Here is a 25166-nt window from a genome sequence, read left to right on the forward strand (position 1 = left end):
GCACCGAGGCGACGCGGCTGGTCACCTGGATGGGCCAGGAGTGAAGGGCACCTTTGACCGACTATGCCGGTTGTGCAGTCTTGGGTGATGTGACGCGGTTTGTGTCTCGGTCGTGGTGACACACCCGGGTTGGGTGATGTTGCGTGGTTTGCTGCGTGATCGGCGTTGTGGTGATGGGCTATGACGCGGAAACGGGCAATCATGCGGTTGATGGACGCGACGTTGAAGGCCGGGGTCACGATCCCGAATGTGTCGGAGTGGTGCCGGGTCAACGGTGTCGATAGGCGCACGTTCTATCGACACCGTGCCCGGATCCAGGCCGAGGGGCAGTGGCAGGAGCGGTCCCGGCGGCCGAAGCACTGCCCGCATGCCACCCCGGAGCCGGTCGTGGCCGAGGTGCTGCGGCTGCGCCAGGAGCTGGTCCCGGACAACGGCGCTGATCCGATCCGGGACGCCCTGCTTGAGCTGGCCGTCGAGCAGGACTGGCAGGCCCTGGGCTGGGGGGTGCCGTCCCGGGCGACGATCAACCGGATCCTGCAACGGGCCGGGATGCTGAAGACCAACCCGAAGAAACGGCCCCGCGCGTCGTATCGACGGTTCGCCTACGCCCGGCCCCGGGACTGCTACCAGATCGACGCCCAGGAAATCACCTTGGCCGGTGGGGATAAAGCGGTCGTGTTCGAGGTCCTGGACGACTGCACCCGATGTTTGGTGGCCATCCACGCCGCCCCCGGCGAGACCGCCGAGGCCGCGATCACCGCCATCACCGCCGCCCGCGACGCCTGCGGCGCACCCGGAATCGTGTTGAGTGACAACGGTTCCGCGTTCACCTCCCGCGGCAGACACCCCCAAGCAGGCCCGTCACAGTTCACCCGCACCGTCACCGCCTGGGGCAGCAGGCTGATCCATTCCAGCCCCTACCACCCACAAACCTGCGGCAAAGTCGAACGCCACCACCAGACCTTCCAGCAATGGCTCGACCACCAGCCCGACCAACCCGTCACCGTCGCCGAACTTCAAGTCCTGGCCAAGGAATACCGCGACCACTACAACCACCAACGCCGACACAGCGCCCTCGGCCGCATCACCCCCGCCCAGGCATGGCAGACCGCCGACACCATCGGCGGCCCCACACACCCACCAGCTCAAACCGACGCCACCGTGCACCACCTGAAAGTCCAGGCCGACGGCACCATCAACATCGGCAAACAACTACGCCTACACATCGGCCGCAACCACGCCCACCACACCATCACCATCATCCGAGACCACGACCGAGCCACCGCCTACACCAACGACGGCGACCCGATCGGCTACACCCACCTCAACCACACCCACCGCTACCAAGGCCCCCTCACCCCCGCCGCATAACATTGAGTCACATCACCCGAAACCCACCAGCAGCGGATCAACCGAGACAAGACAACCGACTATGCCGGTCAAAGGTGCCCTTCACCCATCACCTGAACGGGGACCATGAGCGCGAAACCGGGCTCGCACGAACCTTGCGCTACTTGGTGGCAGGTACGGGGTGAGGGGCACCCGTGACCCAGTTACTTGGTCACGGGTGCCCCTCACCCATCACCTGATTGGGGTCGCGAGGGGGAAAGTTGGTTGGCGCGGTTGAGTGCTCACTGCTTGGGGCGGCGGCGGAGTAGGGGTGTCAGGATTGCTGCTAGGAGGGCGAGAATTGCTATTGTCCAGAGGGTGATTGTGATTGGGCCGGAGACCAGGATTGAGAGGTCTCCTTCGGAGATGGTCAGGGCTCGGCGGAGTTGTTGTTCGGCTATGGGGCCGAGGATGAGGCCTACTACTGCTGGGGCTACCGGGATGTCGGCTTGGCGCATCGCCAGGCCGATCAGGCCGAGTCCACATAGGACCAGCAGGTCGATCGTCGTGCCGCCTGCCGCGTAGGTGCCGAGCGTGCCGAACACCAGCACCCCGGCGTAGATGCCGTAGGCCGGGATCGTCAGCAGCTTCGCCCACATCCGCACCAGCGGCAGGTTGAGCACCAGCAGCATCACGTTCCCGATGTACAGGCTCGCGATCAACGTCCACACCAGCGGCCCGGACTCCTCGAACAGCTCCGGCCCCGGCTGCAGGCCGTAGGACTGGAACGCGGTGAGGATCACCGCGGCGGTCGCCGAGGTCGGCAGGCCGATGGTCAGCAGCGGCACCAGCACCCCGGCCGACGCCGCGTTGTTGGCGGCCTCCGGCCCCGCCACGCCCTCGATCGCACCGCGCCCGAACTCCTCCCGGTGCTTCGACAGCCGCCGCTCAAGGCTGTAGCTCAGGAAAGTCGGCACCTCAGCACCACCAGCGGGCAGGCTCCCGATCGGGAACCCCAGCGCGGTGCCGCGCAACCACGCGGGCCACGACCGCCGCAAATCCTTGCGGGACAGCACAACGCGCTCCCGCACCGGCTCCACGGTGCTGCCCCCGGTGCCGGTGAGCAGATGCCCGAACGCCTCGCTGAGCGCGAACAACGCGATCACCACGATCACCACGTCGATGCCGTCCAGCAGCGAATCCACCCCGAACGACAGTCGCGGCTGCCCGGTCTGCGAGTCGATGCCGACCAGCCCGATGGTCACCCCGACCAGCAGACTCGCGATGCCCTTGAGCAGGTCGGGGCCGAGCAGCGCGCTGACCGTCACGAACGCCACGGCCATCAGCGCGACGTACTCCGGCGGGCCGAAGCTGGTGGCGAAGTCGGCGACCACCGGGGCCAGGAAGGTCAGCCCGATGGTGCCGATGGTCCCGGCCACGAAGCTGCCGATCGCGGCGGTGGCCAGCGCCGCGGCGGCCCGCCCGGCGCGGGCCATCTTGTTGCCCTCCAACGCCGAAACGATCGACGCGCTCTCACCGGGCGTGTTCAGCAGGATCGAGGTCGTCGACCCGCCGTACATGCCGCCGTAGTAGATACCGGCGAACAGGATCAGCGCGCTGGATGCCTCCAGCCGGAAGGTGATCGGCAGCAGCAGCGCCACCGTCAGCGCTGGGCCGATGCCGGGCAGCACTCCGGTCGCGGTGCCGATGGTCACCCCGACCAGCGCCCACAGCAGGTGCGCCGGGGTCACCGCGCTGGCGAATCCGTCGAGCAGCAGTCCCAACTGGTCCATCTAGAAACCCCAAGGTCCGCTGGGCAGGCTGAGCCCGATCAGCCGGTCGAAGACGAGGAACACGGTCGCCGCCAGCGCCCAGCCGTAGGCGACCAGCTGCCAGCTGCGCGGCGCGCCGAGCAGCAGTGCGGTGCCGACGAACAGTCCGGCGGCGGTCACCACATATCCGAGCAGCGGCAGCAGCACGGCGAACAGCACCAGCACGACGACCAGCGCGACCACCCGCAGCCCGGCCCGCGGCTGCCACGGCGCGCCGGTGGTGGCGGCGGCGAGTTTGACCTTGGCCTGCACCAACAATCCGATCCCGACGACGCCGAGCAGCACCCCGATGACCATGGGCAGCACGGCCGGTCCCATCGGCGACGAACTTTCCGGCAGCCGCGCCGCGTCCACGATCACCAGCACCGCGCCCAGCAGCATCAGCGCACCGAACGCCCCGGAGGCGAGCACGGTGCGCCGATCGGGAGCTTGCCCGCTGCTCTCGGTCATGGCCGTCACCCCAGTCCGATCTGGTCGAGGACCTTCGAAACCCGGTCCTGCTCGACGCGGAGGAATTCCTCGAACTCGGGCCCGACGAGCGTCGCGTCGCCCCAACCGCGCTCGGCCAGCGTCGCCTTCCACTGCGGGGTCCGGGTCATCTCCAGCAGCAGCTGCTCCAGCACCCGTTCCTGCTCGACGGTGATGCCCTTCGGCGCCACGACCCCGCGCCAGTTGTCCAGCTCGACGTCAACGCCGGTTTCGCGCAGCGTCGGCACGTCCGGCAGGGTGGGTGCCCGCTGCGCGCTGGAGACCGCGAGCGCCCGGACCTCACCGCCCTTGATCTGCGGCTCCAGCTCGGAAACCCCGGAGATCGCGATGGTCGCCCGGCCCGACAGCAAGGTGCTCAGCATCTCGCCGCCGCCGGAGTGCGCGACGTAGCTCATCTGCGCCGGATTCGCGCCCACCGCCTGCGCCAGCAGCCCGGCGAGGATCTGCTCCGCGCCACCCGCCGAACCGCCCGCGATCGACACACCCGGCAGGTCGGTGCGCATCGCGTTCACCAGGTCGGACATGCTGTGGATCGGCGAGTTGGCCGGGACCGCGACCACTTCGGCGTCGGTGGTGAGCCGGATCAGCGGTGTGGTGTCGGCCAGCGAGACCGGCGACTTGTTGGCCTTGACCGCGCCGACCATGATCAGCCCGGTGGCCATCAGCTGCGAGGGATCGCCTTCGTAGCGGACGAACTGGCTGAGCCCGATGGTGCCGCCCGCGCCGGTGACGTTGTAGACCTCGGTGCGGCCGACGAGCTCCTGCAGGGAGGCCTGCATTTCGCGCGCCGTCTGGTCCCAACCACCGCCGGGCGCGGCTGGGGCCATGATCCGCAGCTGCCGGTCGCCGAGCACTTGAGCCGCGGTTGAGCCGGAGTGCGCGGTGTCCGCGGGTGCGGTGCCCACCACTGCAGCGGTGACCAGCACCGCCACCGCCCATGGCGCCCAGCGGATCAGCCGGGCTGTCGAGCTTCGTCGCTCCATCGGCCGCCTCGCTCGGTTCGAACGGACTGTCCACGAATGTATACAAGCCCCGCGCGGGAGGGACAAGGTTCAGTTCTCGGCCTGCGGTGGCGGACGCCGGGTGACGACGCGGTCCCGGTGCGTGAACGATCCGACACGCCGACGCGAGTGCCGATGTGGCCCGCTGCCGGGTTCGGGCAGAATGCTCGGTCGGATCTGGCGAAGATCGCAGAGAAGGCGGATCAGCATAGTGACGACTGTTCATCAGAAGATCGCCGAGGAGCTCGGCGTCCGCGAGCGCCAGGTGCAGTCCGCCGTCGACTTGCTCGACGGCGGGGCGACTGTGCCGTTCATCGCGCGCTACCGCAAGGAAGCGACCGGCGCCCTCGACGACGCCCAGCTGCGCACGCTCGAAGAGCGGCTGCGCTACCTGCGCGAGCTCGAAGAGCGGCGCACCACGGTGCTGGATTCCATCCGCTCCCAGGGCAAGCTCACCGACGAGTTGGCGGCGCAGATCAACGCGGCCGACTCGAAGGCCCGGCTGGAAGACATCTACCTGCCCTACAAGCCCAAGCGCCGCACCAAAGCGCAGATCGCCATCGAAGCGGGCCTGGAACCGCTGGCGGACCAGCTGCTTTCCGACCCGAGCAACGATCCGCAGCAGACCGCGGCCGGTTTCGTCGACGCGGAGAAGGGCGTCGCCGACGCGGCTGCCGCGCTGGAAGGGGCGCGCTCGATCCTGGTCGAGCGGTTCTCCGAAGACGCCGACCTGATCGGCGAGCTGCGCGAGCGGGTGTGGACGCGGGGCCGGGTGACCTCCCGCGTCCGGGACGGCAAGCAGGAGGAGGGCGCAAAGTTCGCGGACTACTTCGAGTTCGCCGAACCGTTCACCGACCTGCCCTCGCACCGCATCCTGGCGTTGTTCCGCGGCGAGAACGAAGAGGCCCTGGAACTGTCCCTGGAACCCGACGACGGGACGCCGCAGGAGGGGCGAACCGACTACGAGCTGCGCATCGCGCAGCAGTTCGGGATCGCCGAGCAGGGCCGACCGGCCGACCGCTGGCTCTCCGACGTGGTCCGCTGGGCGTGGCGGACCCGCATCCTGACCCGCCTCAGCGTCGACCTGCGGCTGCGGCTGCGGCAGAGCGCCGAGGACGAAGCGGTGCGGGTGTTCGCGGCGAACCTGCGCGATCTGCTGCTGGCCGCGCCAGCCGGATCGCGCGCCACGATGGGCCTGGACCCCGGCTTCCGGACCGGTGTGAAGGTCGCGGTGGTCGACGGGACCGGCAAGGTCGTCGCGACCGACACGATCTACCCGCACCAGCCGCAGCGGCACTGGGACCAGGCGCTGGCCAGCCTCGCGAAGCTGGCGAAGGCGCACCAGGTCGACCTGATCGCGATCGGCAACGGCACGGCCTCCCGCGAGACCGACAAGCTCGCCGCTGAGCTGATCAGCAAGAACCCGGACCTGAAGCTCACCAAGATCTCGGTTTCCGAAGCGGGCGCCTCGGTCTACTCGGCCTCGCCCTACGCTTCGCGGGAGCTGCCGGAGCTGGACGTGTCGCTGCGCGGCGCGGTTTCCATCGCCCGCCGCCTGCAGGATCCGCTGGCGGAGCTGGTGAAGATCGACCCGAAGTCCATCGGTGTCGGGCAGTACCAGCACGACGTGTCGGAGACCAAGCTGTCGCGCTCGTTGGACGCGGTGGTGGAGGACTGCGTGAACGCCGTCGGGGTGGACGTCAACACCGCGTCGGCGCCGCTGCTGACCCGCGTGTCGGGCATCAGCGAGGGCTTGGCGGACAACATCGTCGGGCACCGCGACACCAACGGTCCGTTCCGGACCCGCCGGGCGCTCAAGGACGTCGCGCGCCTGGGCCCGAAGGCGTTCGAGCAGTGTGCGGGCTTCCTGCGGATCCCCGACGGCGACGACCCGCTGGACTCCTCGGCGGTGCACCCGGAGGCCTACCCGGTGGTGCACCGGATCCTGGGCAGCACCGGCAGCGAGATCACCGGGCTGATCGGCAATGCCCGGGTGCTGAAGTCGTTGCGCCCGCAGGACTTCGTGGACGACAGCTTCGGTCTGCCGACGGTCACCGACATCTTGGCGGAGCTGGACAAACCGGGTCGCGACCCGCGACCGGAGTTCAAGACGGCGACGTTCGCCGACGGTGTCGAGAAGCTGGCGGACCTCGCTCCGGGCATGACGCTGGAAGGCGTGGTCACCAACGTCGCGGCCTTCGGCGCGTTCGTGGACGTGGGTGTGCACCAGGACGGCCTGGTGCACGTGTCGGCGATGTCGAAGAACTTCGTCAACGATCCGCGTGACGTGGTGAAGTCGGGCGACATCGTCCGCGTGAAGGTCCTCGACGTGGACATCCCCCGCAAGCGGATCTCCCTGACGCTGCGCCTGGACGACGAACCCGGCGCCGGAGGTCGAGGCGGTGGCCAGGACCGCGAGGCCGGAGGCCGCAGCGGGGGCGGTCGCGGTCAAGGCGGCGGAGGCGGCGGTCGCGACGGCGGACGCCAGGGCGGCGGTCGCGACAACGCTGGCGGCGGCAACGCTGGCGGCGGCAAGGGCCGAGGCGGTCAGGGCCGTGGAGGCCAGCGCGGGCAGCGCAACGACGCGCCGTCCGGAGCCCTCGCGGACGCACTGCGGCGAGCAGGCTTCGGGAAGTAAGGTTTCGGCTGCTCAGGGGTCGTGAGTGCGAAAACCGGTTAGAGCCGGTTTTGCCACTCACGACCCCAACGCAGCCCTAGCCCTCGAAGCGCCCGGCCTTGATGGCGGTGACGAATAACCGCCACTGGTGGGCCGACGTCGTGAAGTACCCGGCGCCGCGATCCTTCGTATCCCGCACCGCCGCACCGTAGCTCGCGGGGGCGACCTCGACACAGTTGTCGGTGTTTGCGCTACGGCTGGACTTCCGCCAGTTGCGTGGACTGTCGTTCCCTAGAGTCATTTCGCTGTCTCCATCCTGCTAATGGCGCTGCTGATTAGCTCCGACGAGTCGCTGGGGTTCATCGCCTCCTCGTCAACCCTATCTACGGCGTGCTGGTATGCGGCGACTTCATCTGGCTCATGCAGGAAGAGCGCAGAGATCCGATTCTCCAGCTGCACAACTGGAGTCCGGTCTTCGAACTGATCCAGCGAGAACGGCCCCTCCAGTCCTGGATGCCAACCGCTGCGCATCGGGATCACTCGCAGGTCAACGTTCGTCATTTCGCTGTACTTCAGAAGCATGCGGAGCTGGTCCGCCATGACATCAGCACCGCCGATAAGCTGGTACAGCACCGATTCGCCGATAAAGGCACGCAACTTAGCTGCGTTGTTTCGGACGATCGCCTCACGGCGCCCGAGGCGCACCGCTACCCTCATGTCGACTTCATCGTGAGGCACTTCCGCCCCAATCATGATCGCCCGTGCGTAGTCGGCCGTTTGCAGGAGTCCTGGGACCAGGAGCGGTGAGACGGTCGTGATGCTGGTGGCTTCTCGTTCGATCTCAAGCAGGGCCGCTAGTTGGCGATGCTGATCGGGCATCCCGACGGACAGCCAATGGGATCCGTCCGGATCCCTCGCTAGCTCAACGAGTTCCGCTCTCAGCTCAGCAGGCGCATCCACCTTGGCGAGGTATGCGGCGACGTCTTCGGGTTTGGGTGAACGCAGCCCGTTCTCCCAGCGAGAAACGGTGGCGTGCGATGTGCCGAGCTGCGCTGCGAGTTGCCGCAGTCCCAGGTCTGCCTCTTCACGCGCTCGCCGTAGTTCAGCGCCGAGCGCTCGCGCTTTCGGGGTGGTACCAGCCATGCACCACACACTAGCGGTGAATTATGCCTGGTGAAGATCCCTCGAAAGGTTAATTGCAGACTCACTGGTCCCTCGTGTCCAATATGTCACAGAACCACTGGTACCAAACAGAACCAACGATGGGGGTCCGGATGTACGTGTTTCATTGGGTGCCTGCTGATGGGCAGCGGCATGCGAGTTTGGATGAACGGCCTTGTGGTTGCTCGTATCCGACTGGCACTCAGGTGATGACGTTGTGCTGGCAGGAGCTCGTCGCGGACAACAGCGAGTTGGCTTGGTTGTGGGAGACCTGCCCGCAGTGCGACATCGAGGCTCGGCGGCTTGTCGGTGTTGGGCCGTGAGCGCCGGGACCGCTGGGCTGGCGGTGTTCCTGCGGCGGACTCAATGGGTGCTCGACGACCTCGCATTCCGGGTGGGCGGGGGCCACCTCGATCCCGAGGACATCGACGAAACCTCCGCCGCTCTCGAACAGATCGTCCTGCTGCTGCGGGAGAACCGCCCGCCCGACGTGATCGACCAGTCGGAGAGGACCGCCTGATGAACCCGACCTGGACGGCCGTGGCCTGCCTGCTGTCCCTGCTGACCGGGATGATCTTGATGCGCGCCTACCGCCGACGCCTCCCCCAACACGCCGGGGCGGGCGAAGGCGCCACGAACGTGTGGCAGCTGATCGAACACGTGGAAGCCGAAGCCGCGAGGCGCACCGGACGGCACCACCTGCGCGAGCGAGCCGAAGAATCCACATCGGACACAGCGCCTTCCGAAGTCCCATCGCTGGAAATCCAACGCCGCGTCGTGGAATCGCTGCGGCGCATGTGAACCCGGCTCGATGCCGATCCCCCCGACTCCCGGGCATCGAGCCGCGCGGCCGGGGGCGGTGCGCCGCCCCTCCCCGGCATCGCCCCTGGCCGCACCCCAACCAGCCGAACTCGCCATTTTGATCGACCAGTCATGTTCCCGGAATATTGACCCGCGCAACACAGCGCCCTATGCTCCATTTTCGCCGAACGCATCTGTGCAGTGAACTCGATTCGAGGTCGCCGTCCGACGAAGGAGCGCCAACGTGTCCGATGCGTACCCCCTCGCCACCGAGCCCGAAGGTATAGCCGCAGCACTGCTGGAGCGGTTCAACACGGGCGAAGTCAGCGCGATGATGGGCTTCTACGAGCCAGGGGCCGTCTTCATCACCGAGGCTGGCAACACCCTGACCGAACAGGACCAGATCGCCGAGGAGCTGGGCCGTTTCCTGGGCCTGGGCCTACCGATGGTGGCGACCGCGCGGCACCTGTTCGTCGCCGACGACATCGTGCAGATCGTGCTCGACTGGTCCATCGCCGGTATCGGCCCGGACGGTGCGCCTGTGCACCTGGCGGGCGTGGCCAGCGACATCGCGCGTCGTGGCGCAGACGGGTACTGGCGGTACCTCATCGACAACCCGTTCGGGACACAGGTCCGCACGGGCGGCTGACTCCGCCATCCGCCCGGGTACCGTGGACCCGGACGAGGAAGGCGGGATGACCGTGGCCGGGGAGAAGGTGAGCCGCAAGTACGAGCTCCGGCAGCGCGCTGACGCGATGGAGGCGACGCGTCAGCGGATCACCGATGCGACCATCGAACTGCATGGAACCGTGGGCCCCGCGCACACGACCATCGCCGCGATCGCCGCGCTGGCCGGGGTCCAGCGGCACACCGTGTACCGGCACTTCCCCACCGACGACGACCTGTTCGCCGCCTGCTCCACCCGGTACTGGACGCAGCACCCCTGGCCCGACGCCGCGGCCTGGAAGTCGATCGACTCGGCGGACGAGCGGCTCGCGGCCGGACTGGACGAGCTCTACGCGTTCTACTCCACCGTGGCGGCGATGCTGGCCAACGCGCTGCGCGACGCCGAGACGGTACCCATCGTCCGCCAGGCCCTCGGCACCTACCACGCCTACTTGGACGAGGTGGCGCGGGTGCTCGCCCAGCCGTTCCGGGCACGAGGCGCGCGCGGCAAGCTCGTGGCCGCGGCCGTCCGACACGCCATCGCCTTCCGAACCTGGGAATCGCTGGTGCAGCAAGGCGGAATCGCGCCAGCCACCGCGATCCGCCTCATGACGGCGACAGTCCGGGCAGCGGCGGATCCAGGCAACTGAGCCCACCGCAGCGACGACCTGACGAAGCTCCGCGAGCCCCCGATGCATGCCGGGATGCCAAGACTTCACAACTCGTCCATGTCCACCTGGCTCATCAGGCTTGACAGGCATCCAGCTCTGTCCATTGAAGACAGTTGATTCGGCGGCGAGGGTAGCCCTCGCATCACCTGGCACGCAAGCGAACGATCCGGTGAATATAGCGCCTTATTGACGACCGTCGCTCAAGAGACATATTCTCTCGAAAACCCGTCAACGGCGGAGGGATTCCCATGTCGAAACGAACGGATGTCCCGCAGACGCTCACGGTGATGGAGGCGTGCTTCACGCTCGCGCCGGGCATCGAGGACGAGTTCTGGCAGGCCCAAGACCGTTTCGGTCCGGTGGCCGCAGCAGCTCCTGGTTTCCGGGGCGTGATCGGTGGGCCGATCGCCAATTCGTCGTGGCTCTACTTCGGAGGCGTGTTCGAGACGCCCGACCACATGGACCAGTGGTATCACAGCAGGCACCACGGCGCGGTGCAGCGCAAGGCGCACGAAACGTGGTTCAACTCCTTCTACATCCGCAAGTGGCGACTGCCCGCTCCTGGCGAGGTGGCGGAAGGTCGCGTGTTCGTCGAGACGGCCATCTCCCGCGACGAGGCGATGACCGAGGACGAAGTGGCGGCGACATTGGCGCAGCTGAACGAGTCCCTTCCCGGATTCGGTCCGCGGCGTTTCGAGACCACGAACGGGAACTTCGAGCCGAACCCGTACCAGTTCGTCGGTCCGCTCGAAGAGGCGCCACAGCTGGCCCCCGTGCGCTACCTCCTGCTGACGCATTGGGACTCGACCGAGGGCGCGCAGCGCTGGCTCGACTCACCGGCCGCCGCAGCACTCGACGGGATCGGCAAGGTAGCTTCACAGATCTTCACGCCCCTCCACCACGCCCCGGAGGAGCGTGCGGGACTGAACGCGGACGGCGCGCACCGGGAATGGATCCGCACCGGGAGCGCGCGATGAGCCACCCGATCCACGTGCGCGAAACCTGCATCGGGGCCGGGCTGTGCGAGTCCAGCGCACCCGAACTCTTCGCCATCGGCGACGGGATGCGCGCCGAACCGCGCGTCGACGAGGTGGACGGGGAACTCCTCGACGTGGCCCGAGCGGCCGCCAGGGCGTGCCCAATGGCCGCGATCGAGGTCGACCCCTAATTCATCGAACATCTCCGTATCACCAATGTTGACGCCTGGCGAGGTCGCTCCTACGATGATGTTCGCGATTCCATCAGACATCATCGTGCAATGAATTATGACCAGCGGGGATGACGACGTGACGACTCCGAAGATCGCAATCATCTACTACAGCTCGACGGGCACCATGCACGCGCTCGCGCAGGAGTACGCCGCGGGCGCCGAGGAGGCGGGCGCGGAAGTGCGGGTCCACCGGGTGGCGGAGCTGGCGCCCCCGGAGGCCATCGCGGCCAACGAGGCGTGGCAGCGGCATCACGACGCCGTGCGCGACGAGCCCACCGCCACCGTCGACGACGTGCTGTGGGCCGACGCGGTCGTCTTCGGGTCACCGACCCGGTTCGGCAACATCTCCTCGCAGCTCAAGCAGTTCATCGACACCCTCGGCGGCGCGTGGGCGCAGGGTCAGCTCGCGGACAAGGTGTACTCCGGTCTCACCTCCACCGCGACGGCGCACGGCGGACGCGAATCGACGCTGCTCGCGCTGTACAACACCGTGCACCACTTCGGCGGGATCCTGGTGACACCGGGGTACACCGACCCCATCCAGTTCGCCACCGGCACGCCGTACGGCCCATCGCACGCCGACGGACAGGGCGCCATCCCGATCAGCGACGACACCAAGGCAGCGACCCGCTACGCCGGGCGCCGGATCACCACGGTGACCCGGCAGCTGCTCGACGGACGCGCAGCCGCCTAACTGTCAACCACCACCAACCGGAACGGCACTACGCGACAAGGCCTTCCGCAACCAACGCCAGACCAAATCGAACCGCGACGCCGGGGCGGTGCTATGCCCCCAACACCGCCCCGGCCGCACCCAACCACGAAACCAGGTGAAGGGCACCTTCTACCAACTTGGAGAGTGCGCGGATTGGTTTGGGTGGCGGTGCGGGTGGCGGAACCTGAGTGCCTGTTTTTGAAGTGGTCGTGTCGGGCCGTTCGCCTCGGGTGAGGTGGGCGATTTCGCGCGAAATCGCCGTCTCCCACGCGGGGCGGGGGGCGATTTCGCGCGAAATCGCCAGGTCTGCCACCCGCACCGCGAAGCAAAACGAGTTCGAAGACAGGCTCTTATTTGGCAAAAGGTGCCCCTCACTCATAACCCGCCCAGGTCGCACGCACCCATCGAGTGATGGGTGAGGGGCACCCGTGACCAAGTAACTGGGTCACGGGTGCCCCTCACCCCGTGCTACACCCGGTGTTCGGCGTCCGCCAGGAGGCGGGTGGCGGCCAGGGCCAGCGGGTGTAGCGTGTCGGGATCGCTGGTGGCGTAGCGGTGCAGCTCCGCCTTCATCCGGGGGTCCCAGAACATCTTGATGTGATCGGCGATGATGTCGACCGCCTGCTCCGGCGGCAGGTGCGGGAACTGGACGGCGATCTCGTTGGCCATCCGGACCTGGGGTGAGATGTCAGAGCTCATGATTCGATCAGCGCCGGTTCCTGGTTCTCCGCGGTACGGATTGTCGGATTGCTGAGGCTGATCTGCACGGCGGTGACCTTGTACTCCGGGCAGTTGGTGGCCCAGTCGGAGTTCTCCGTGGTCACCACGTTCGCCCCGGTGATCGGGTGGTGGAACGTCGTGTAGACCACGCCGACCGGCATGCGGTCGGAGATCTCCGCGCGCAGGGTCGTGGTGCCGACGCGGCTGGACAGCGTCACCCGGTCACCGGTGGAGATACCGCGCTCCTCGGCGTCGTGCGGGTGGATCTCCAACACGTCCTCCGGGTGCCACGCCACGTTCGCGGTGCGCCGCGTCTGCGCGCCGACGTTGTACTGCGACAGGATGCGACCCGTGGTTAGGATCAGCGGGAACTTGCGGGTGCTGCGCTCCCGCGTCGCCACGAACGGCGTCATCGCGAACTTGCCCTTGCCGCGCACGAACCCGTCGATGTGCATCACCGGAGTGCCTTCGGGCGCGGCGTCGTTGCACGGCCACTGCACGCTGCCGAGCTTGTCGAGCTTGTCGAACGAAACCCCGGCGAAGGTCGGCGTCACCGCCGCGATCTCGTCCATGATCTCGCGCGGGTGGTCGTAGTCCATGTCGTAGCCCATGGCCTGCGCGATATCGCAGGCCACCTGCCACTCGTCCTTGCCCGTCTTCGACGGCATCACCGGGCGGACCCGGTTGATGCGGCGCTCGGCGTTGGTGAACGTGCCGTCCTTCTCCAGGAACGACGTGCCCGGCAGGAACACGTGCGCGAACTTGGACGTCTCGTTGAGGAACAGGTCCTGCACCACCACGAGGTCCAAGGCCGCCAGCGCGGCCGAGACGTGCTGGGTGTTCGGGTCGGACTGGGCGATGTCCTCGCCCTGCACGAACAGCCCCCGGAACGTGCCGTCTACGGCGGCGTCGAACATGTTCGGGATCCGCAAGCCGGGCTCGGACATGATCGGCCGGGACCACAGCGTCTCGAACACCTCGCGCACCGCGTCGTCGGAGACGTGCCGGTAACCGGAGAGCTCGTGCGGGAACGAGCCCATGTCGCAGGAACCCTGCACGTTGTTCTGCCCGCGCAACGGGTTCACGCCGACGCCCTCGCGGCCGATGTTGCCGGTGGCCATCGCCAGGTTGGCCATGCCCATCACCATCGTCGAACCCTGGCTGTGCTCGGTGACCCCGAGACCGTAGTAGATCGCGCCGTTGCCACCCGTCGCGTAGAGCCGGGCCGCCGCGCGCACCTCCTCGGCGGGGACACCGGTGATCGACTCGGTGGCCTCCGGGCTGTTCTCCGGACGGGCGATGAAATCGGCCCACGCGTCGAAGTCCTCGCAGCGGTCGTCCACGAAGGACCGGTCGACGAGTCCTTCGGTGACCACGACGTGCGCGAGCGAGTTCACCATCGCCACGTTGGTGCCCGGGGCGAGCTGGAGGTGGTGCTCGGCCTCGATGTGCGGCGACCGCACCAGGTCGATGCGCCGGGGGTCGATGACGATGAGCCGCGCGCCTTCCCGCAACCGCCGCTTCATGCGCGAGCCGAACACCGGGTGTCCGTCGGTGGGGTTCGCGCCGATCACCACGATGACGTCGGCCTCGGCGACCGAGCGGAAGTCCTGGGTGCCCGCCGAGGTGCCGAAGGTCTGCTTCAGGCCGTAACCGGTCGGCGAGTGGCACACCCGGGCGCAGGTGTCGACGTTGTTGTTGCCGAACGCCGCGCGCACCATCTTCTGCACCACGTAGACCTCTTCGTTGGTGCAGCGCGACGACGTGATGCCACCGATCGCGCCGGTGCCGTGCTTGGCCTGGATGTCGCGGAACTTGTCGGCGACGTAGCGGACCGCGGTTTCCCAGTCGGTCTCGCGCCACTCGTCGGTGATCTTCTCGCGGATCATCGGCTTGAGCTGGCGGTCGGGGTGGGTGGCGTAGCCGAACGCGAAGCGACCCTTGACGCAGGAGTGGCCCTCGTTGGCGCCGCCGTCCTTGTAGGGCACCATGCGCACCAGCTCGTCGCCGCGCAGCTCGGCCTTGAACGAGCACCCGACACCGCAGTACGCGCAGGTGGTGAGCACCGAGCGCGTCGGCATGCCGAGGTTGACGACCGACTTCTCCTGCAACGTCGCCGTCGGGCACGCCTGCACGCAGGCGCCGCAGGACACGCACTCGGAGTCCATGAACAGCTCGGCCGCGCCGGGCGAAACCTTGGAGTCGAACCCGCGCCCCTCGATGGTCAGCGCGAACGTGCCCTGCACCTCGCCGCAGGCGCGCACGCAGCGGGAGCAGACGATGCACTTGGAGGCGTCGAAGTCGAAGTACGGGTTGCTGGTGTCCTTGGGCGCGTCGAGGTGGTTCTCGCCGTCGTAGCCGTAGCGGACCTGCCGCAGACCCACGACACCGGACATGTCCTGCAGTTCGCAGTCGCCGTTGGCCGAACAGGTGAGGCAGTCCAGCGGGTGGTCGGAGATGTAGAGCTCCATCACGCCCTGGCGCAGCTTCTCCAACTTCGGCGTCTGGGTGCGGACCTTCATGCCCTCGGCCACCGGGGTCGTGCACGAGGCGGGCGTGCCCCGGCGCCCGTCGATCTCGACCAGGCACAGGCGGCACGAACCGAACGACTCAAGGCTGTCGGTCGCGCACAGCTTGGGGATGTCGGTGCCCGCGCTGGCCGCCGCGCGCATCACCGACGTGCCCTCGGGCACGGTGACGGGCATGCCGTCGATTTCGACGGTCACCGTCGGGGACCCCGGTTTGGCCGGGGTACCGAAGTCGTGCTCCTTCAACAGACCCATCGCCTACTTCGCCTCCTTGAGGAAGTCTTCGGGGAAATGCGCGAGCGCACTCTTCACTGGGTTCGGGGTGAGACCGCCCATCGCGCACAGCGATCCGTCGGTCATCAGTTCGCAGAGGTCGCCCAGCAGGGCCAAGTTGCCGTCGCGGTCCTCGCCGCCGGTGATCTTGTCGATCACTTCCACACCGCGCACCGCGCCTACCCGGCACGGCGTGCACTTGCCGCAGGACTCCTCGGCGCAGAACTCGAAGGCGAAGCGCGCCATCGCGGCCATGTCCACGGTGTCGTCGAAGACCACGATGCCGCCGTGGCCGAGCATCGCATCGGCCGCCGCGAGCGCCTCGTAGTCCATCGGCAGGTCGAACTGCGTCGGCGCCACGTACGAGCCCAGCGGCCCGCCGATCTGCACCGCCCGAACCGGCCTGCCGGTGCGGGTGCCGCCGCCGTAGCCGTCGACGAGTTCGCCGATCGTGATGCCGAAGGCGGTCTCGAAGATGCCGCCGCGCGCGATGTTGCCGGTCAGCTGGAAGACCTGCGTGCCCCGGGAGCGCTCGACGCCCAGCTCCGCATAGGTGTTGGGGCCTTCGGCGAGGATCGTCGGGACGCTGGCGAGGGTGAGCACGTTGTTGACGACGGTCGGCTTGCCGAACAGACCCGTGATCGCGGGGATCGGCGGTTTGGCGCGGACCATGCCGCGTTTGCCCTCCAGGCTCTCCAGCATGGAGGTCTCTTCACCGCAGATGTAGGCGCCGCCGCCCACCCGGACGTGCAAGTCGAACTGGAAGCCCGCGCCGAGCACGTTCTCGCCGAGCCAGCCGTGCGCGTAGGCGATGTCGATGGCGCGGCGCATCGTGTTGACCGCGTCGGGGTATTCGGAGCGGATGTAGATGTAGCCCTCGATGGCACCAACCGCGTAGGCGGCGATGGTCATGCCCTCGATGAGGCAGAACGGGTCGCCCTCCATGAGCATCCGGTCGGCGAACGTGCCGGAGTCGCCCTCATCGGCGTTGCAGCACACGAACTTCAGCGGACCGTCCTCGTTGCGCACGGTGTTCCACTTGATGCCCGCCGGAAAACCCGCACCGCCGCGACCGCGCAGACCGGAGTCGGTGACCTGCTGGACCACCTCGGCCTGGTCGAGCTCGATCGCCTTGCGCAGTCCGGCCAGGCCGCCGTGGGCCTGGTAGTCCGCGGCGGACAGCGGGTCGGTGACACCGACCCTGGCGAAGCACAGCCGCTGCTGGTCGCGCATCCACGGCAGTTCATCGACAACGCCCTGGCACAGCTCGTGGTCCGCGCCCCGCAGCAGGCCAGCGGCGAGCAGGTCGGGCACGGCGGCGGGGGTGACGGGCCCGTAGCCGACGCGGCCCCGCTCGGTTTCGACCTCGACGAACGGCTCCAGCCACAGCATGCCGCGGGATCCGTTGCGCACGATGCGGATCGGTTCGCCCGCCTCGCGCTGGATGGCGGCGGCGACGTCGTCGGCCCCGACGGAGGTGGCGGCGGAGTCGACGGGAACGTAGACGGTGATCATGCGTGGTCCTCCGCGAGGATCTCGACGAGCCTGCTCCGGTCGACCCGGCCGTAGAGCTTGTTGTTGACCTGCGCCGCGGGGCCGAGTGCGCAGTTGCCGAGGCAGAACACCTGTTCCAGCGTCACCGACCGGTCCGGGGTGGTCTCGCCGACCTTGATGCCGAAAACCTGCTCCGCGTCCGCGACCAGCTTCTCGGCGCCCACCGACTGGCACGCCTCGGCGCGGCACAGGCGCACGGTGCTGGTGCCCGCTGGATCGGAGCGGAAATCGGTGTAGAAGGTGATGACGCCGTGGACGTCGGCGCGCGAGATGTTCAGCTCGGCGGCCAGCACCGGCACAACCTCTGGATCGATGTATCCGAACTCATCCTGGATGCGGTGCAGGATGGGCAGCAGCGCCCCCCGCTCTCCCCGATGCGCGTCAACCACAGCACGCACCCGCTGCGCGATCGTCATCACGACTCCACTCCGACGTAGATTCGCTCTAGATTCCCATCGCGCGGAGAGGTACTTCAACGCGAAACTCTCTATCGTTCGATAGACGCCAACTATCGTGCGTGGACAAACCCCGCCAGATCTCGACCACTTTCCCCGGATAGCGGTCATGGCGACTCGTTTTCGCGGAAGATCGCAGGTCACGGCAGGCGGAATCGACGTGTTCCAACCGTGATCCCGCGGTAACCCCGACGCTATCGGATCCGGGCAACTGCTGGAGAATTGGAACGCGAAGGCAGTCGTCACCAGGATGAGGACGATCCGATTGCGCGAGTTGAGCCCGAATTCCCGCCGGTAGTCCTGGAAGCACGCTAACCAACCCGCGCACTCTCTTTCACACCGAAAGTCCGTGCAGTGCTTCGACCACCGGCGCGGCGCCGTCGTCGGCGCGAATCCGCTCCGCGAGCCGCGCGGCGTTGGCCCGGTAGCGCGGCCAGGCGAGGGCCTGCCGGATGGCGTCGCCGAGCCGCTGCGGCGTCAACCGCTGCATCGGCACCGGCGCTGGTCCTGCCCCGAGCGCGAAGATCCGGGACGCCCACAGCGGCTGGTCGGCGAACATCGGCACCGCCACGGCCGGAACCCCAGCCCGCAGCGCGGCCCCGGTGGTGCCCGCGCCAGCATGGTGCACCACCGCGCTCAGCTGCGGGAACAACCACTCGTGCGGCACGTCGTCGACCGTGAGCACGTCATCGCTGGCAACCGAAAGCCCGGCCCAACCGCGCTGCACGACCGCCCGCACCCCGGCCTGGCGCACCGCCGCAGCCACCAGCTCCGACAACCGCTGCCCGTGCCCACCGGCCATGCTGCCGAACCCGATGAACACCGGCGGTGGTCCGGCGGCCAAGAAGTCCACCAACTCCTGGGGCGGCGACCAATCCTCCCGGGCGGGTGGCCACCAGTAGCCGACCACCGACAGCCCGTCCCGCCAGTCGGCCGGGCGCGGCAGGACCGCCGGGGAGTATCCGTGGAAGATCGGCCACCGCTCGACCTGCTGCGCCGCCAACGCCTGCAACGCGCCGACGCGCGGCAGCCCGAGCTCCACCCGCAACTCGTTCACCACGCGGTTGACCGGGAACAACGACGCCAACGCCAGGTGCCCCAACGTCCGGTTCCCCCGCTGCCCGATGGACCGCGCGGTGTGGAACAGGATCGGCGGGAAGTCCCCGGACGGTTCGATGGGTTGCAGGTAGACGCCCATGCTCGGGATCCCCAAGCCCTTGGCGACGTGGTAGCCGAATGGCACTGTCCCGCACTGCAACAGCACATCGGCGCCCTGCTTCGCCACGTCCAGCACACCGCGGCCCACCGCGTTGAAGTACCGGGTGGTGCGCTTGATGCGCTGTGCCATGAACCTCGGCGAGAGCGTGCTGTCCGGCGCGTGCGACACCAGATCCCGCAGCTCACCGGGAATCTCCCGGAACTCCAACCCGTTCTCCCGCACCACCCCGGCGAACGGCCGATGCGCGGCGACGGCCACCGGATGCCCCGCGTCCCGAATCCGCCGCCCCAGCCCGACATATGGCACAACGTCCCCGCGAGACCCGACAGCGATGATCAGCACCCTCACACCACCCAGTATGGCGCCGACGACCGCGCCAACCTCCGTTCAGGTGAGGGGTGAGGGGCACCCATGACCAAGTAACTGGGTCACGGGTGCCCCTCACCCAGTCCCCATCACGCGGTGGTGACGCGTTGTCGGGTGAGCGGGCCTCTTGTCCGGTTGGTCCAGTCGGCCCGGCGCCGACGGGTCGTGGCGTCGGCGTGCTTTCGTGGTCGGGGTCTAGGCGAGTTGGTCGATCAGCACGTCGAGGCGCGCTTTGTGGTGGCTGACTCGGAGGCGGTCGGCGCGGGTGAGAACCGCCAGCCCGTGCAGGGCGCTCCAGACGACCTCGGCGAAGGTCTCCAGGTCGCGGTCGGCGGCCAGCGGTTCGAGCACCGCGACGAATTCCCCGAAGGCCTCGCGCAGCTCCGCAGGCGTTTCATCGGTGCCGAAGGGGATGTCGGTGGGCCGGACGAACATCGCCTCGTACAGCGCGGGCCGATCGCGAGCGAATCCGAGGTAGGCATCGGCCAGCGCGCGGATGGCCGCCTTGGGAGCCCGGCGGCCGGTTCGGGCCCGGCGCAGCTCGGCGGCGAGTTCCGCGCAACCTTCGACGGCCACCGCGGCGACGATGGCGTCCTTGCCGCTGAAGTGGCTGTAGAGGACCGGTTGGCTGTATTCGACCCGTTCCGCCAGCCGCCGCGTGGTGACCGCGTCCCAGCCTTCGGCCTCGGCGAGCTCGCGCGCTGCGGCGATGATCAACCGGTGCCGTTCGGCCCGTTCCCGTTCCTTGCGCTCTTTGACAGACACAGTCCGATCCTAGCACTGCTAGACAATCGATCGTCGCTACTGCTAGCGTCGCTAGGACAACGATCGATGCTAGACAAACTGGAGACAGTCATGAAGTTGCGGCACTTCACCACCGGACTGGTCGTCCTGCTCGGGCTCTTCGTGGTGTGGTTCGGGACGGGCTTCCTGATCAACCCGGAGGGATCGGCGGCGGGGTTCGGCATCCCCGAGTGGCCGCACGGCAACGCGGCGGGCTACTTCGTCATCAAGGCGGTCCGCGACCTCGTCTGCGCGATCATCATCTTCATCCTGTTGGCGCTGCGCCAACGACGGGCCCTGGGCTGGGTGCTGCTCGCCGACGCGATCATCCCGTTCGTCGACGCCGCGAACGTCGTGACACACGGCGGCACCCTGGCGGCCGCGCTCGGCATCCACGCGGCTACCGGGGTCGTCGTGATCGTGGCCGCCGTCCTCCTGCTCCGCGAACGGCCGCTGCCCGACACCACCGCGACGAAGCAGGACCCGGCCCAACCCGCGATGCGCTGACACCGCTCGCCCGGCCCCGCAGCACGCCTGAAACCCGCCCCGGTCCGCCGGGTTCGGCGCGGGTGGAGCTCAGAAGACGGCTTCGCGGGGTTGGGCGAACTGGTTGGCGGGGCGGCGCAGGCCGTAGTGCTCGCGCAGCGTCCGCCCGGTGTACTCGGTGCGGAACAGGCCGCGCTGGCGGAGGATCGGCACCACGTGGTCCACGAAGGACGCCAGGCCCGACGGGAGCACCGGGGGCATCACGTTGAACCCGTCGGCGGCGCCGCTGATGAACCACTTCTCGATGGTGTCGGCGATCTGCTCGGGCGTGCCGGTGAAGGTGCGGTGCCCCCGGCCGCCGCCGAGGCGGTGGATGATCTCCCGCACGGTCAGGTCCTCGCGCCTGGCCAGGTCGACCACCAGTGTGTAGCGGCTCTTGGCCGTCTCGATCTGGTCCTCACCGGGCAGTTCCGCCGGAAGCCGCCGGTCGAGATCGTCCTCGGTCAGCGTGATGCCCAACGTGCCGGACAGCCGCTGCAACGCGTAGCCGTGCACGATGTGGTCGCGCAGGTCGGCCGCCAGCTTCCGGGCCTCGGTTTCGGTGCCGCCGATGACCGGCACGATGCCCGGCAGGATCTTGACCGCCTCCGGGTCGCGGCCGAACTGCCGCGCGCGTTCCTTGAGGTCGGCGTAGAACGCCTTGCCCTCGTCCAAGGTCTGCTGCGCGGTGAACACGGCTTCGGCGAAGCGCGCGGCCAGCGCCTTGCCGTCTTCGGAAGAACCGGCCTGCACCAGCACCGGGTGGCCCTGCGGCGAGCGGGGCACGTTCAGCGGACCGCGAACCGCGAAGTGCTCGCCCCGGTGGTCGATGGTGTGCACCTTGCGCTCATCCGCCCAGATCCCGGACTTGTCGCCCACCTCGGCATCGTCTTCCCAGCTGTCCCAGAGCTTCTGGGAGACCTCGACGAACTCCTGGGCGCGCCGGTAGCGGTCGCGGTGCGACGGCAGCTCGTCCAGGTTGAAGTTGCGCGCCGCCTCCACCACCGCGTTGGTGACGATGTTCCAGCCCGCCCGACCGCCGCTGATGTGGTCCAGCGAAGCGAACCGGCGGGCGAGGTTGTAGGGCTCGTTGTAGGTGGTGGACGCGGTGGCGATCAGCCCGATCCGGTCAGTGGCGATCGCCAGCGCGGTCAACAGCACGGTCGGTTCCAGCGCGGTGGCTGGGCGCTGGCCGACGTCGACCCGCAAGGCCGGGGCGTCGGCGAGGAACACCGAGTCGAAGGTGCCGCGCTCGGCGATGCGCGCCAACGCCACGTAGTGCGCCGGGCTGTTGTTGGCCGCCGGGTCGCTCTCCGGCAACCGCCAGGCCGCCTCGTGGTGGCCGACGCCCATCAGGAACGCGTTGAGGTGCAGTTTCCGTTCACTCACTTGATTCCTCCCATTCGTGGACACCGAGCGCCGCGAGCAGCGCGTCCCGGTGGTCGATGAACCGCGCATCGCGGTGCGATCTCGGTGCTGGCAGGTCGATTTCCCGGTTCACGGCGATCTTTCCGCCGTCGAGCACCAGAACCCGGTCGGCCAGCGTGATCGCCTCGTCGACGTCGTGCGTCACCAGCAGCACCGCGGGCCGGTGCCGGGCGCACAACTCCTGGAGCAGCCGGTGCATCCGGATCCGGGTCAGCGCGTCGAGCGCACCGAAGGGCTCGTCGGCGAGCAGGAGTTCGGGTTCCCGCACCAGGGAACGGGCCAGCGCGGCGCGCTGCTGCTCGCCGCCGGAGAGCGCGTTGGGCCAGGACCGCTCCCGCCCGGCGAGCCCCACCTCGCGCAGCACGGCCCGGCCGCGCTCGGCCGAGTCGGCACCGGAGAGGCCGAGGATGACGTTGTCGAGCACCCTGGCCCACGGCAGCAGCCGGGAATCCTGGAAGACGACCGCGCGGTTTTCCGGTACCGCGGCCAGCCCGCTGCCGGTCACGTCGTGGTCGAGTTCGGCGAGCGCGCGCAACAACGTGCTCTTGCCGGAGCCGCTGCGGCCCAGCAGCGCGACGAACTCACCCCGCCCGATGTCGAGATCGACGCCGTCGAGCACCACCCGGTCGCCGAACCGGCGGACCAGTCGACGCACCTCGACCACCGATTGTCCACTGTGGAGCTCCTCGGACCGTTCGGTCAACTGTCCAGTGTTCGGCGCCACGACAGCACCCGCCCTTCCGCGAATCGCACGACACCGTCCGACAGCAGCCCGAACAAGGCGTAGATGACCAGGCCCACCACGATGATGTCGGTCTGCGCGTAGTTGCGGGCCTGCGTCATCAGCGAGCCGATGCCGCTGGTCGCGTTGATCTGCTCCACCACCACGAGCGCCAGCCAGGAAATCGTCACCGCCATCCGCAGCCCGGTGAAGAAACCGGGCAGCGAACCGGGAATCGCGATCCGGCGCACGAACTGCCAGCGACTCAGCCGCACCGTCTCGGCCAGCTCCACGAATCGCCCGTCGACGCCGCGCAAGGCGGCGTGGGTGTTGAGGTAGATCGGCACCAGCACGGCCAGCGTCACCACCGTGATCTTCATGCCCTCGCCGATGCCGAACCAGATGATCGCCAGCGGGATCAGCGCCAGCGTCGGGATCGCCCGCTTGATCTGCACCGGCCCGTCGACCAACGCCTCCCCGAAGCGGCTCAGCCCCGCCACCAGCGCCAGCGCCAAGCCGATCAACACGCCCAGCAGCAACGACACCGAAGCCCGCCACAACGACGTCAGCAGGTGCGATTGCAGCCGACCGTCGGCGAGCAGCTCCCCGGCGGTGGACACCACCTGCGCGGGCGGTGTGAGCGTGTGCGGCGAGAGCAGACCCGCGCCCGACGTCAGCTGCCAGACCAGCAACAGCACGATTGGACCGAGGAGCCGGAAGAACGGGATCTTGCGGCCCGGCCCCAGTCGTCGGCGCTCAGCCGCCATTGCCCGGCTCCCCTCGACTGGCGCCGACCCGCTGCGCCGCTTCCTCGATGACCGCGTCGAATCGCCGATCGAAGTGGTCGTGGGCGTTCAGGGGCTTCGGCAGGCCACCGTCGGCCAGCAGCAGGTCGATGGTGTGCTGCTGGGTGGCGATCAGCGACTCGTCGAGCCTGGGGAAGACGACATCGCCTTCGGTCGCCACGATCCGCTCGCCGTCGGTGCGGGTGACGCCCTGGTTGTTGACGTAGTAGAAGTCGATCCACTCGTCGGGATGGGTGGCCGCCCATTGCCGGGCCGCGACGAAGTGCTCCACGAACGCCCTGATGGCCGCGGCCTTGCCGGGATCTTCCAGTGCCGCGCGCCGCGTGTAGAGGAAGCTGAGGCCGGTGCTGGTGCCGCCGTTCTCGGCGATCGGCAGCGTGGTGCCCCGGCCCTCGGTCTGGGTCAGGAACCTGGTCAGCCGGGGCTCGTTCAGCGGTGCGACATCCACCGCTCCGGTGCGCACCGCATCGTTGAACTCGGCCAGCTGCAGCCGGACGAGCTGCACATCATCCGTGGTCAGACTCGCTTTTTCCAGCGCGCGCAACACCGCTGCCTGCTGCGCGGTGCCTTCGGCGTAGGCGATCTTCTTGCCGCGCAGATCCGCCAAGGTGCGCACATCCGCCCCGGGGGTCACCGCGAAGCGCGTCGAATTCGGGTCGACCCGGTAAGCCGCGACGATCGGGACGTCCGCACCGGAAGCCTGCGCGTAGATCGGCGGGGTGTCGCCGACGATGGCGATGTCGGCGGCCTCGGCGCGGAACGACTCCAGCACCTCGGGACCGCCGGTGAAGTTGGCGAACTCGGGTTTCACCGGCATCTTGTCGAACTCCCCGGAGGCGCGGAACAGGCTCTGCAACCGCTCCTGCTGGTCCGCGACGACGAGTTTGGTCCCCGGCGGGATGGCGGTGGGCAGCGGCGCGTCCGCGGGCAGCCGACCGGCCTCGCCGCCGGAGGCGCAACCGGCGAGCACGAACAGCGCGGCCAGCGCGGCGATGGCTCTGGTGATGGATTTTCGTTGTCGGGCCAGGCGAATGCGCCCGGCCTGGGTCGACGAGGACATCAGCAACCTACTTTTCGGTGCGTGCTCAGCGCAGGACGAGGAGCCCCGGTTGGCTACGGGGTGATGAACGGCAGAGAGGTCCCTTGTCGTGACGGGACTTTGCGAACAGGCCGTTGCGGCGGTGCGGCTGCGAATGGGCCGTCAGATCAACGACACGAACAACACGTGACGCGCATCAGATCGATGGCGCGTCGTTCGACGAACGTGTTGGGTGAGATCACGGGCCCGAGCATAAA

General features: G+C 68.3%; 26 protein-coding genes. 11 read left to right on the forward strand and 15 right to left on the reverse strand.

Features of this window, described 5'->3' with window-relative positions:
- Positions 1 to 180 precede the first annotated feature (180 nt).
- Positions 181 to 1371, forward strand: coding sequence for an integrase core domain-containing protein (locus tag ACTWQN_RS33335; protein ID WP_443207622.1), 1191 nt, complete (start codon positions 181 to 183; stop codon positions 1369 to 1371).
- A 260-nt stretch (positions 1372 to 1631) separates the two neighbouring features.
- Here the strand turns inward: ACTWQN_RS33335 and ACTWQN_RS33340 are convergent, their stop codons facing one another.
- From ACTWQN_RS33340 to ACTWQN_RS33350, 3 genes are read right to left on the reverse strand one after another with little or no spacing between them, the layout of a single operon-like run.
- Positions 1632 to 3122 carry a tripartite tricarboxylate transporter permease gene (locus tag ACTWQN_RS33340; protein ID WP_443207623.1) on the reverse strand — a complete coding sequence of 497 codons (1491 nt, stop codon included), beginning with the start codon at positions 3120 to 3122 and terminating at the stop codon, positions 1632 to 1634.
- Positions 3123 to 3611, reverse strand: coding sequence for a tripartite tricarboxylate transporter TctB family protein (locus ACTWQN_RS33345; protein ID WP_443207624.1), 489 nt, complete (start codon positions 3609 to 3611; stop codon positions 3123 to 3125). It lies immediately after the preceding gene.
- Between the two features lie 5 nt (positions 3612 to 3616).
- Positions 3617 to 4633, reverse strand: a complete 1017-nt coding sequence (locus ACTWQN_RS33350; RefSeq protein WP_443207625.1) for a tripartite tricarboxylate transporter substrate binding protein — start codon at positions 4631 to 4633, stop codon at positions 3617 to 3619.
- A 181-nt stretch (positions 4634 to 4814) separates the two neighbouring features.
- Here ACTWQN_RS33350 and ACTWQN_RS33355 point away from each other — a divergent pair, with 181 nt between their 5' ends.
- On the forward strand, positions 4815 to 7289 hold the full coding sequence (locus ACTWQN_RS33355; protein ID WP_443207626.1) for a Tex family protein: 2475 nt from the start codon (positions 4815 to 4817) through the stop codon (positions 7287 to 7289).
- 76 nt (positions 7290 to 7365) lie between these two features.
- On the opposite strand, the gene ACTWQN_RS33360 is transcribed toward ACTWQN_RS33355, so the two are convergent.
- Positions 7366 to 7569 carry a DUF397 domain-containing protein gene (locus ACTWQN_RS33360; RefSeq protein ID WP_443207627.1) on the reverse strand — a complete coding sequence of 68 codons (204 nt, stop codon included), beginning with the start codon at positions 7567 to 7569 and terminating at the stop codon, positions 7366 to 7368.
- Positions 7566 to 8411 (reverse strand): helix-turn-helix domain-containing protein, encoded by an 846-nt coding sequence (locus ACTWQN_RS33365; RefSeq protein ID WP_443207628.1) that lies wholly within the window; start codon positions 8409 to 8411, stop codon positions 7566 to 7568. The genes ACTWQN_RS33360 and ACTWQN_RS33365 overlap by 4 nt, the downstream gene beginning before the upstream one ends.
- A gap of 131 nt (positions 8412 to 8542) precedes the next feature.
- On the opposite strand from ACTWQN_RS33365, the gene ACTWQN_RS33370 reads away from it, so the two are divergent.
- The 8 genes from ACTWQN_RS33370 (at position 8543) to wrbA (ending at position 12471) form a co-directional block, all read left to right on the forward strand.
- Positions 8543 to 8752 (forward strand): HC3 family zinc finger protein, encoded by a 210-nt coding sequence (locus tag ACTWQN_RS33370; protein WP_443207666.1) that lies wholly within the window; start codon positions 8543 to 8545, stop codon positions 8750 to 8752.
- Complete coding sequence (locus tag ACTWQN_RS33375; RefSeq protein WP_443207629.1) at positions 8749 to 8949, forward strand: hypothetical protein; 201 nt, start codon at positions 8749 to 8751, stop codon at positions 8947 to 8949. The genes ACTWQN_RS33370 and ACTWQN_RS33375 overlap by 4 nt, the downstream gene beginning before the upstream one ends.
- Complete coding sequence (locus tag ACTWQN_RS33380; protein ID WP_443207630.1) at positions 8949 to 9230, forward strand: hypothetical protein; 282 nt, start codon at positions 8949 to 8951, stop codon at positions 9228 to 9230. The genes ACTWQN_RS33375 and ACTWQN_RS33380 overlap by 1 nt, the downstream gene beginning before the upstream one ends.
- 244 nt (positions 9231 to 9474) lie before the next feature.
- On the forward strand, positions 9475 to 9879 hold the full coding sequence (locus ACTWQN_RS33385; protein ID WP_443207631.1) for a YybH family protein: 405 nt from the start codon (positions 9475 to 9477) through the stop codon (positions 9877 to 9879).
- A 46-nt stretch (positions 9880 to 9925) separates the two neighbouring features.
- A complete protein-coding gene (locus ACTWQN_RS33390) occupies positions 9926 to 10546 on the forward strand; it encodes a TetR/AcrR family transcriptional regulator (protein ID WP_443207632.1) in 621 nt (206 codons plus the stop codon).
- Between the two features lie 269 nt (positions 10547 to 10815).
- Positions 10816 to 11544, forward strand: coding sequence for a putative antibiotic biosynthesis monooxygenase (locus tag ACTWQN_RS33395; RefSeq protein ID WP_443207633.1), 729 nt, complete (start codon positions 10816 to 10818; stop codon positions 11542 to 11544).
- Positions 11541 to 11735, forward strand: a complete 195-nt coding sequence (locus ACTWQN_RS33400) for a ferredoxin (RefSeq protein ID WP_443207634.1) — start codon at positions 11541 to 11543, stop codon at positions 11733 to 11735. Before ACTWQN_RS33395 ends, ACTWQN_RS33400 begins: the two co-directional genes overlap by 4 nt.
- A gap of 97 nt (positions 11736 to 11832) precedes the next feature.
- Positions 11833 to 12471, forward strand: coding sequence for an NAD(P)H:quinone oxidoreductase (gene wrbA / locus ACTWQN_RS33405; protein ID WP_443207635.1), 639 nt, complete (start codon positions 11833 to 11835; stop codon positions 12469 to 12471).
- Positions 12472 to 12960: 489 nt separating this feature from the next.
- On the opposite strand, the gene ACTWQN_RS33410 is transcribed toward wrbA, so the two are convergent.
- The 6 genes from ACTWQN_RS33410 to ACTWQN_RS33435 all read right to left on the reverse strand — a co-directional run bounded on the left by ACTWQN_RS33410 (position 12961) and on the right by ACTWQN_RS33435 (position 20372).
- The gene (locus ACTWQN_RS33410; protein WP_443207636.1) at positions 12961 to 13191 is read right to left on the reverse strand and encodes a formate dehydrogenase subunit delta; all 231 of its coding nucleotides are present in this window, start codon (positions 13189 to 13191) and stop codon (positions 12961 to 12963) included.
- Positions 13188 to 15995, reverse strand: a complete 2808-nt coding sequence (fdhF, locus tag ACTWQN_RS33415) for a formate dehydrogenase subunit alpha (protein WP_443207637.1) — start codon at positions 15993 to 15995, stop codon at positions 13188 to 13190. Before fdhF ends, ACTWQN_RS33410 begins: the two co-directional genes overlap by 4 nt.
- Before the next feature lie 3 nt (positions 15996 to 15998).
- Positions 15999 to 17528, reverse strand: a complete 1530-nt coding sequence (locus tag ACTWQN_RS33420) for a formate dehydrogenase beta subunit (RefSeq protein ID WP_443207638.1) — start codon at positions 17526 to 17528, stop codon at positions 15999 to 16001.
- Positions 17525 to 17983, reverse strand: coding sequence for an NADH-quinone oxidoreductase subunit NuoE family protein (locus ACTWQN_RS33425; protein WP_443207639.1), 459 nt, complete (start codon positions 17981 to 17983; stop codon positions 17525 to 17527). The genes ACTWQN_RS33420 and ACTWQN_RS33425 overlap by 4 nt, the downstream gene beginning before the upstream one ends.
- Positions 17984 to 18356: 373 nt before the next feature.
- On the reverse strand, positions 18357 to 19589 hold the full coding sequence (locus ACTWQN_RS33430) for a glycosyltransferase (protein ID WP_443207640.1): 1233 nt from the start codon (positions 19587 to 19589) through the stop codon (positions 18357 to 18359).
- 213 nt (positions 19590 to 19802) lie between these two features.
- Positions 19803 to 20372, reverse strand: coding sequence for a TetR/AcrR family transcriptional regulator (locus tag ACTWQN_RS33435; protein WP_443207641.1), 570 nt, complete (start codon positions 20370 to 20372; stop codon positions 19803 to 19805).
- Between the two features lie 90 nt (positions 20373 to 20462).
- Here ACTWQN_RS33435 and ACTWQN_RS33440 point away from each other — a divergent pair, with 90 nt between their 5' ends.
- Positions 20463 to 20897: a DUF4267 domain-containing protein gene (locus ACTWQN_RS33440; protein WP_443207642.1), complete on the forward strand. Its 435-nt coding sequence runs from the start codon at positions 20463 to 20465 to the stop codon at positions 20895 to 20897.
- A gap of 69 nt (positions 20898 to 20966) precedes the next feature.
- Here the strand turns inward: ACTWQN_RS33440 and ACTWQN_RS33445 are convergent, their stop codons facing one another.
- The 4 genes from ACTWQN_RS33445 to ACTWQN_RS33460 are packed head-to-tail and all read right to left on the reverse strand — an operon-like array spanning position 20967 to position 24930.
- The gene (locus ACTWQN_RS33445; protein ID WP_443207643.1) at positions 20967 to 22304 is read right to left on the reverse strand and encodes an LLM class flavin-dependent oxidoreductase; all 1338 of its coding nucleotides are present in this window, start codon (positions 22302 to 22304) and stop codon (positions 20967 to 20969) included.
- Complete coding sequence (locus ACTWQN_RS33450; RefSeq protein ID WP_443207644.1) at positions 22297 to 23046, reverse strand: ABC transporter ATP-binding protein; 750 nt, start codon at positions 23044 to 23046, stop codon at positions 22297 to 22299. Before ACTWQN_RS33450 ends, ACTWQN_RS33445 begins: the two co-directional genes overlap by 8 nt.
- Positions 23043 to 23831: an ABC transporter permease gene (locus ACTWQN_RS33455; protein WP_443207645.1), complete on the reverse strand. Its 789-nt coding sequence runs from the start codon at positions 23829 to 23831 to the stop codon at positions 23043 to 23045. Before ACTWQN_RS33455 ends, ACTWQN_RS33450 begins: the two co-directional genes overlap by 4 nt.
- Positions 23821 to 24930 carry an ABC transporter substrate-binding protein gene (locus ACTWQN_RS33460; RefSeq protein ID WP_443207646.1) on the reverse strand — a complete coding sequence of 370 codons (1110 nt, stop codon included), beginning with the start codon at positions 24928 to 24930 and terminating at the stop codon, positions 23821 to 23823. Before ACTWQN_RS33460 ends, ACTWQN_RS33455 begins: the two co-directional genes overlap by 11 nt.
- Positions 24931 to 25166 lie beyond the last annotated feature (236 nt).

It is taken from the genome of Saccharopolyspora antiqui (genome assembly GCF_052246905.1).
Classification (GTDB): domain Bacteria; phylum Actinomycetota; class Actinomycetes; order Mycobacteriales; family Pseudonocardiaceae; genus Saccharopolyspora.

What these genes read in the sequence shown, in the direction of transcription:
- ACTWQN_RS33425 (WP_443207639.1), bottom strand. Translation starts at nt 17,983, where the DNA reads ATGACGATCGCGCAGCGGGTGCGTGCTGTGGTTGACGCGCATCGGGGA.
- ACTWQN_RS33360 (WP_443207627.1), bottom strand. Translation starts at nt 7,569, where the DNA reads ATGACTCTAGGGAACGACAGTCCACGCAACTGGCGGAAGTCCAGCCGT.
- ACTWQN_RS33400 (WP_443207634.1), top strand. Translation starts at nt 11,541, where the DNA reads ATGAGCCACCCGATCCACGTGCGCGAAACCTGCATCGGGGCCGGGCTG.
- ACTWQN_RS33350 (WP_443207625.1), bottom strand. Translation starts at nt 4,633, where the DNA reads ATGGAGCGACGAAGCTCGACAGCCCGGCTGATCCGCTGGGCGCCATGG.
- ACTWQN_RS33365 (WP_443207628.1), bottom strand. Translation starts at nt 8,411, where the DNA reads ATGGCTGGTACCACCCCGAAAGCGCGAGCGCTCGGCGCTGAACTACGG.
- ACTWQN_RS33340 (WP_443207623.1), bottom strand. Translation starts at nt 3,122, where the DNA reads ATGGACCAGTTGGGACTGCTGCTCGACGGATTCGCCAGCGCGGTGACC.
- ACTWQN_RS33395 (WP_443207633.1), top strand. Translation starts at nt 10,816, where the DNA reads ATGTCGAAACGAACGGATGTCCCGCAGACGCTCACGGTGATGGAGGCG.
- ACTWQN_RS33420 (WP_443207638.1), bottom strand. Translation starts at nt 17,528, where the DNA reads ATGATCACCGTCTACGTTCCCGTCGACTCCGCCGCCACCTCCGTCGGG.
- ACTWQN_RS33410 (WP_443207636.1), bottom strand. Translation starts at nt 13,191, where the DNA reads ATGAGCTCTGACATCTCACCCCAGGTCCGGATGGCCAACGAGATCGCC.
- wrbA (WP_443207635.1), top strand. Translation starts at nt 11,833, where the DNA reads ATGACCAGCGGGGATGACGACGTGACGACTCCGAAGATCGCAATCATC.
- ACTWQN_RS33355 (WP_443207626.1), top strand. Translation starts at nt 4,815, where the DNA reads ATGCTCGGTCGGATCTGGCGAAGATCGCAGAGAAGGCGGATCAGCATA.
- ACTWQN_RS33455 (WP_443207645.1), bottom strand. Translation starts at nt 23,831, where the DNA reads ATGGCGGCTGAGCGCCGACGACTGGGGCCGGGCCGCAAGATCCCGTTC.
- ACTWQN_RS33335 (WP_443207622.1), top strand. Translation starts at nt 181, where the DNA reads ATGACGCGGAAACGGGCAATCATGCGGTTGATGGACGCGACGTTGAAG.
- fdhF (WP_443207637.1), bottom strand. Translation starts at nt 15,995, where the DNA reads ATGGGTCTGTTGAAGGAGCACGACTTCGGTACCCCGGCCAAACCGGGG.
- ACTWQN_RS33380 (WP_443207630.1), top strand. Translation starts at nt 8,949, where the DNA reads ATGAACCCGACCTGGACGGCCGTGGCCTGCCTGCTGTCCCTGCTGACC.
- ACTWQN_RS33390 (WP_443207632.1), top strand. Translation starts at nt 9,926, where the DNA reads ATGACCGTGGCCGGGGAGAAGGTGAGCCGCAAGTACGAGCTCCGGCAG.
- ACTWQN_RS33440 (WP_443207642.1), top strand. Translation starts at nt 20,463, where the DNA reads ATGAAGTTGCGGCACTTCACCACCGGACTGGTCGTCCTGCTCGGGCTC.
- ACTWQN_RS33345 (WP_443207624.1), bottom strand. Translation starts at nt 3,611, where the DNA reads ATGACCGAGAGCAGCGGGCAAGCTCCCGATCGGCGCACCGTGCTCGCC.
- ACTWQN_RS33460 (WP_443207646.1), bottom strand. Translation starts at nt 24,930, where the DNA reads ATGTCCTCGTCGACCCAGGCCGGGCGCATTCGCCTGGCCCGACAACGA.
- ACTWQN_RS33370 (WP_443207666.1), top strand. Translation starts at nt 8,543, where the DNA reads ATGTACGTGTTTCATTGGGTGCCTGCTGATGGGCAGCGGCATGCGAGT.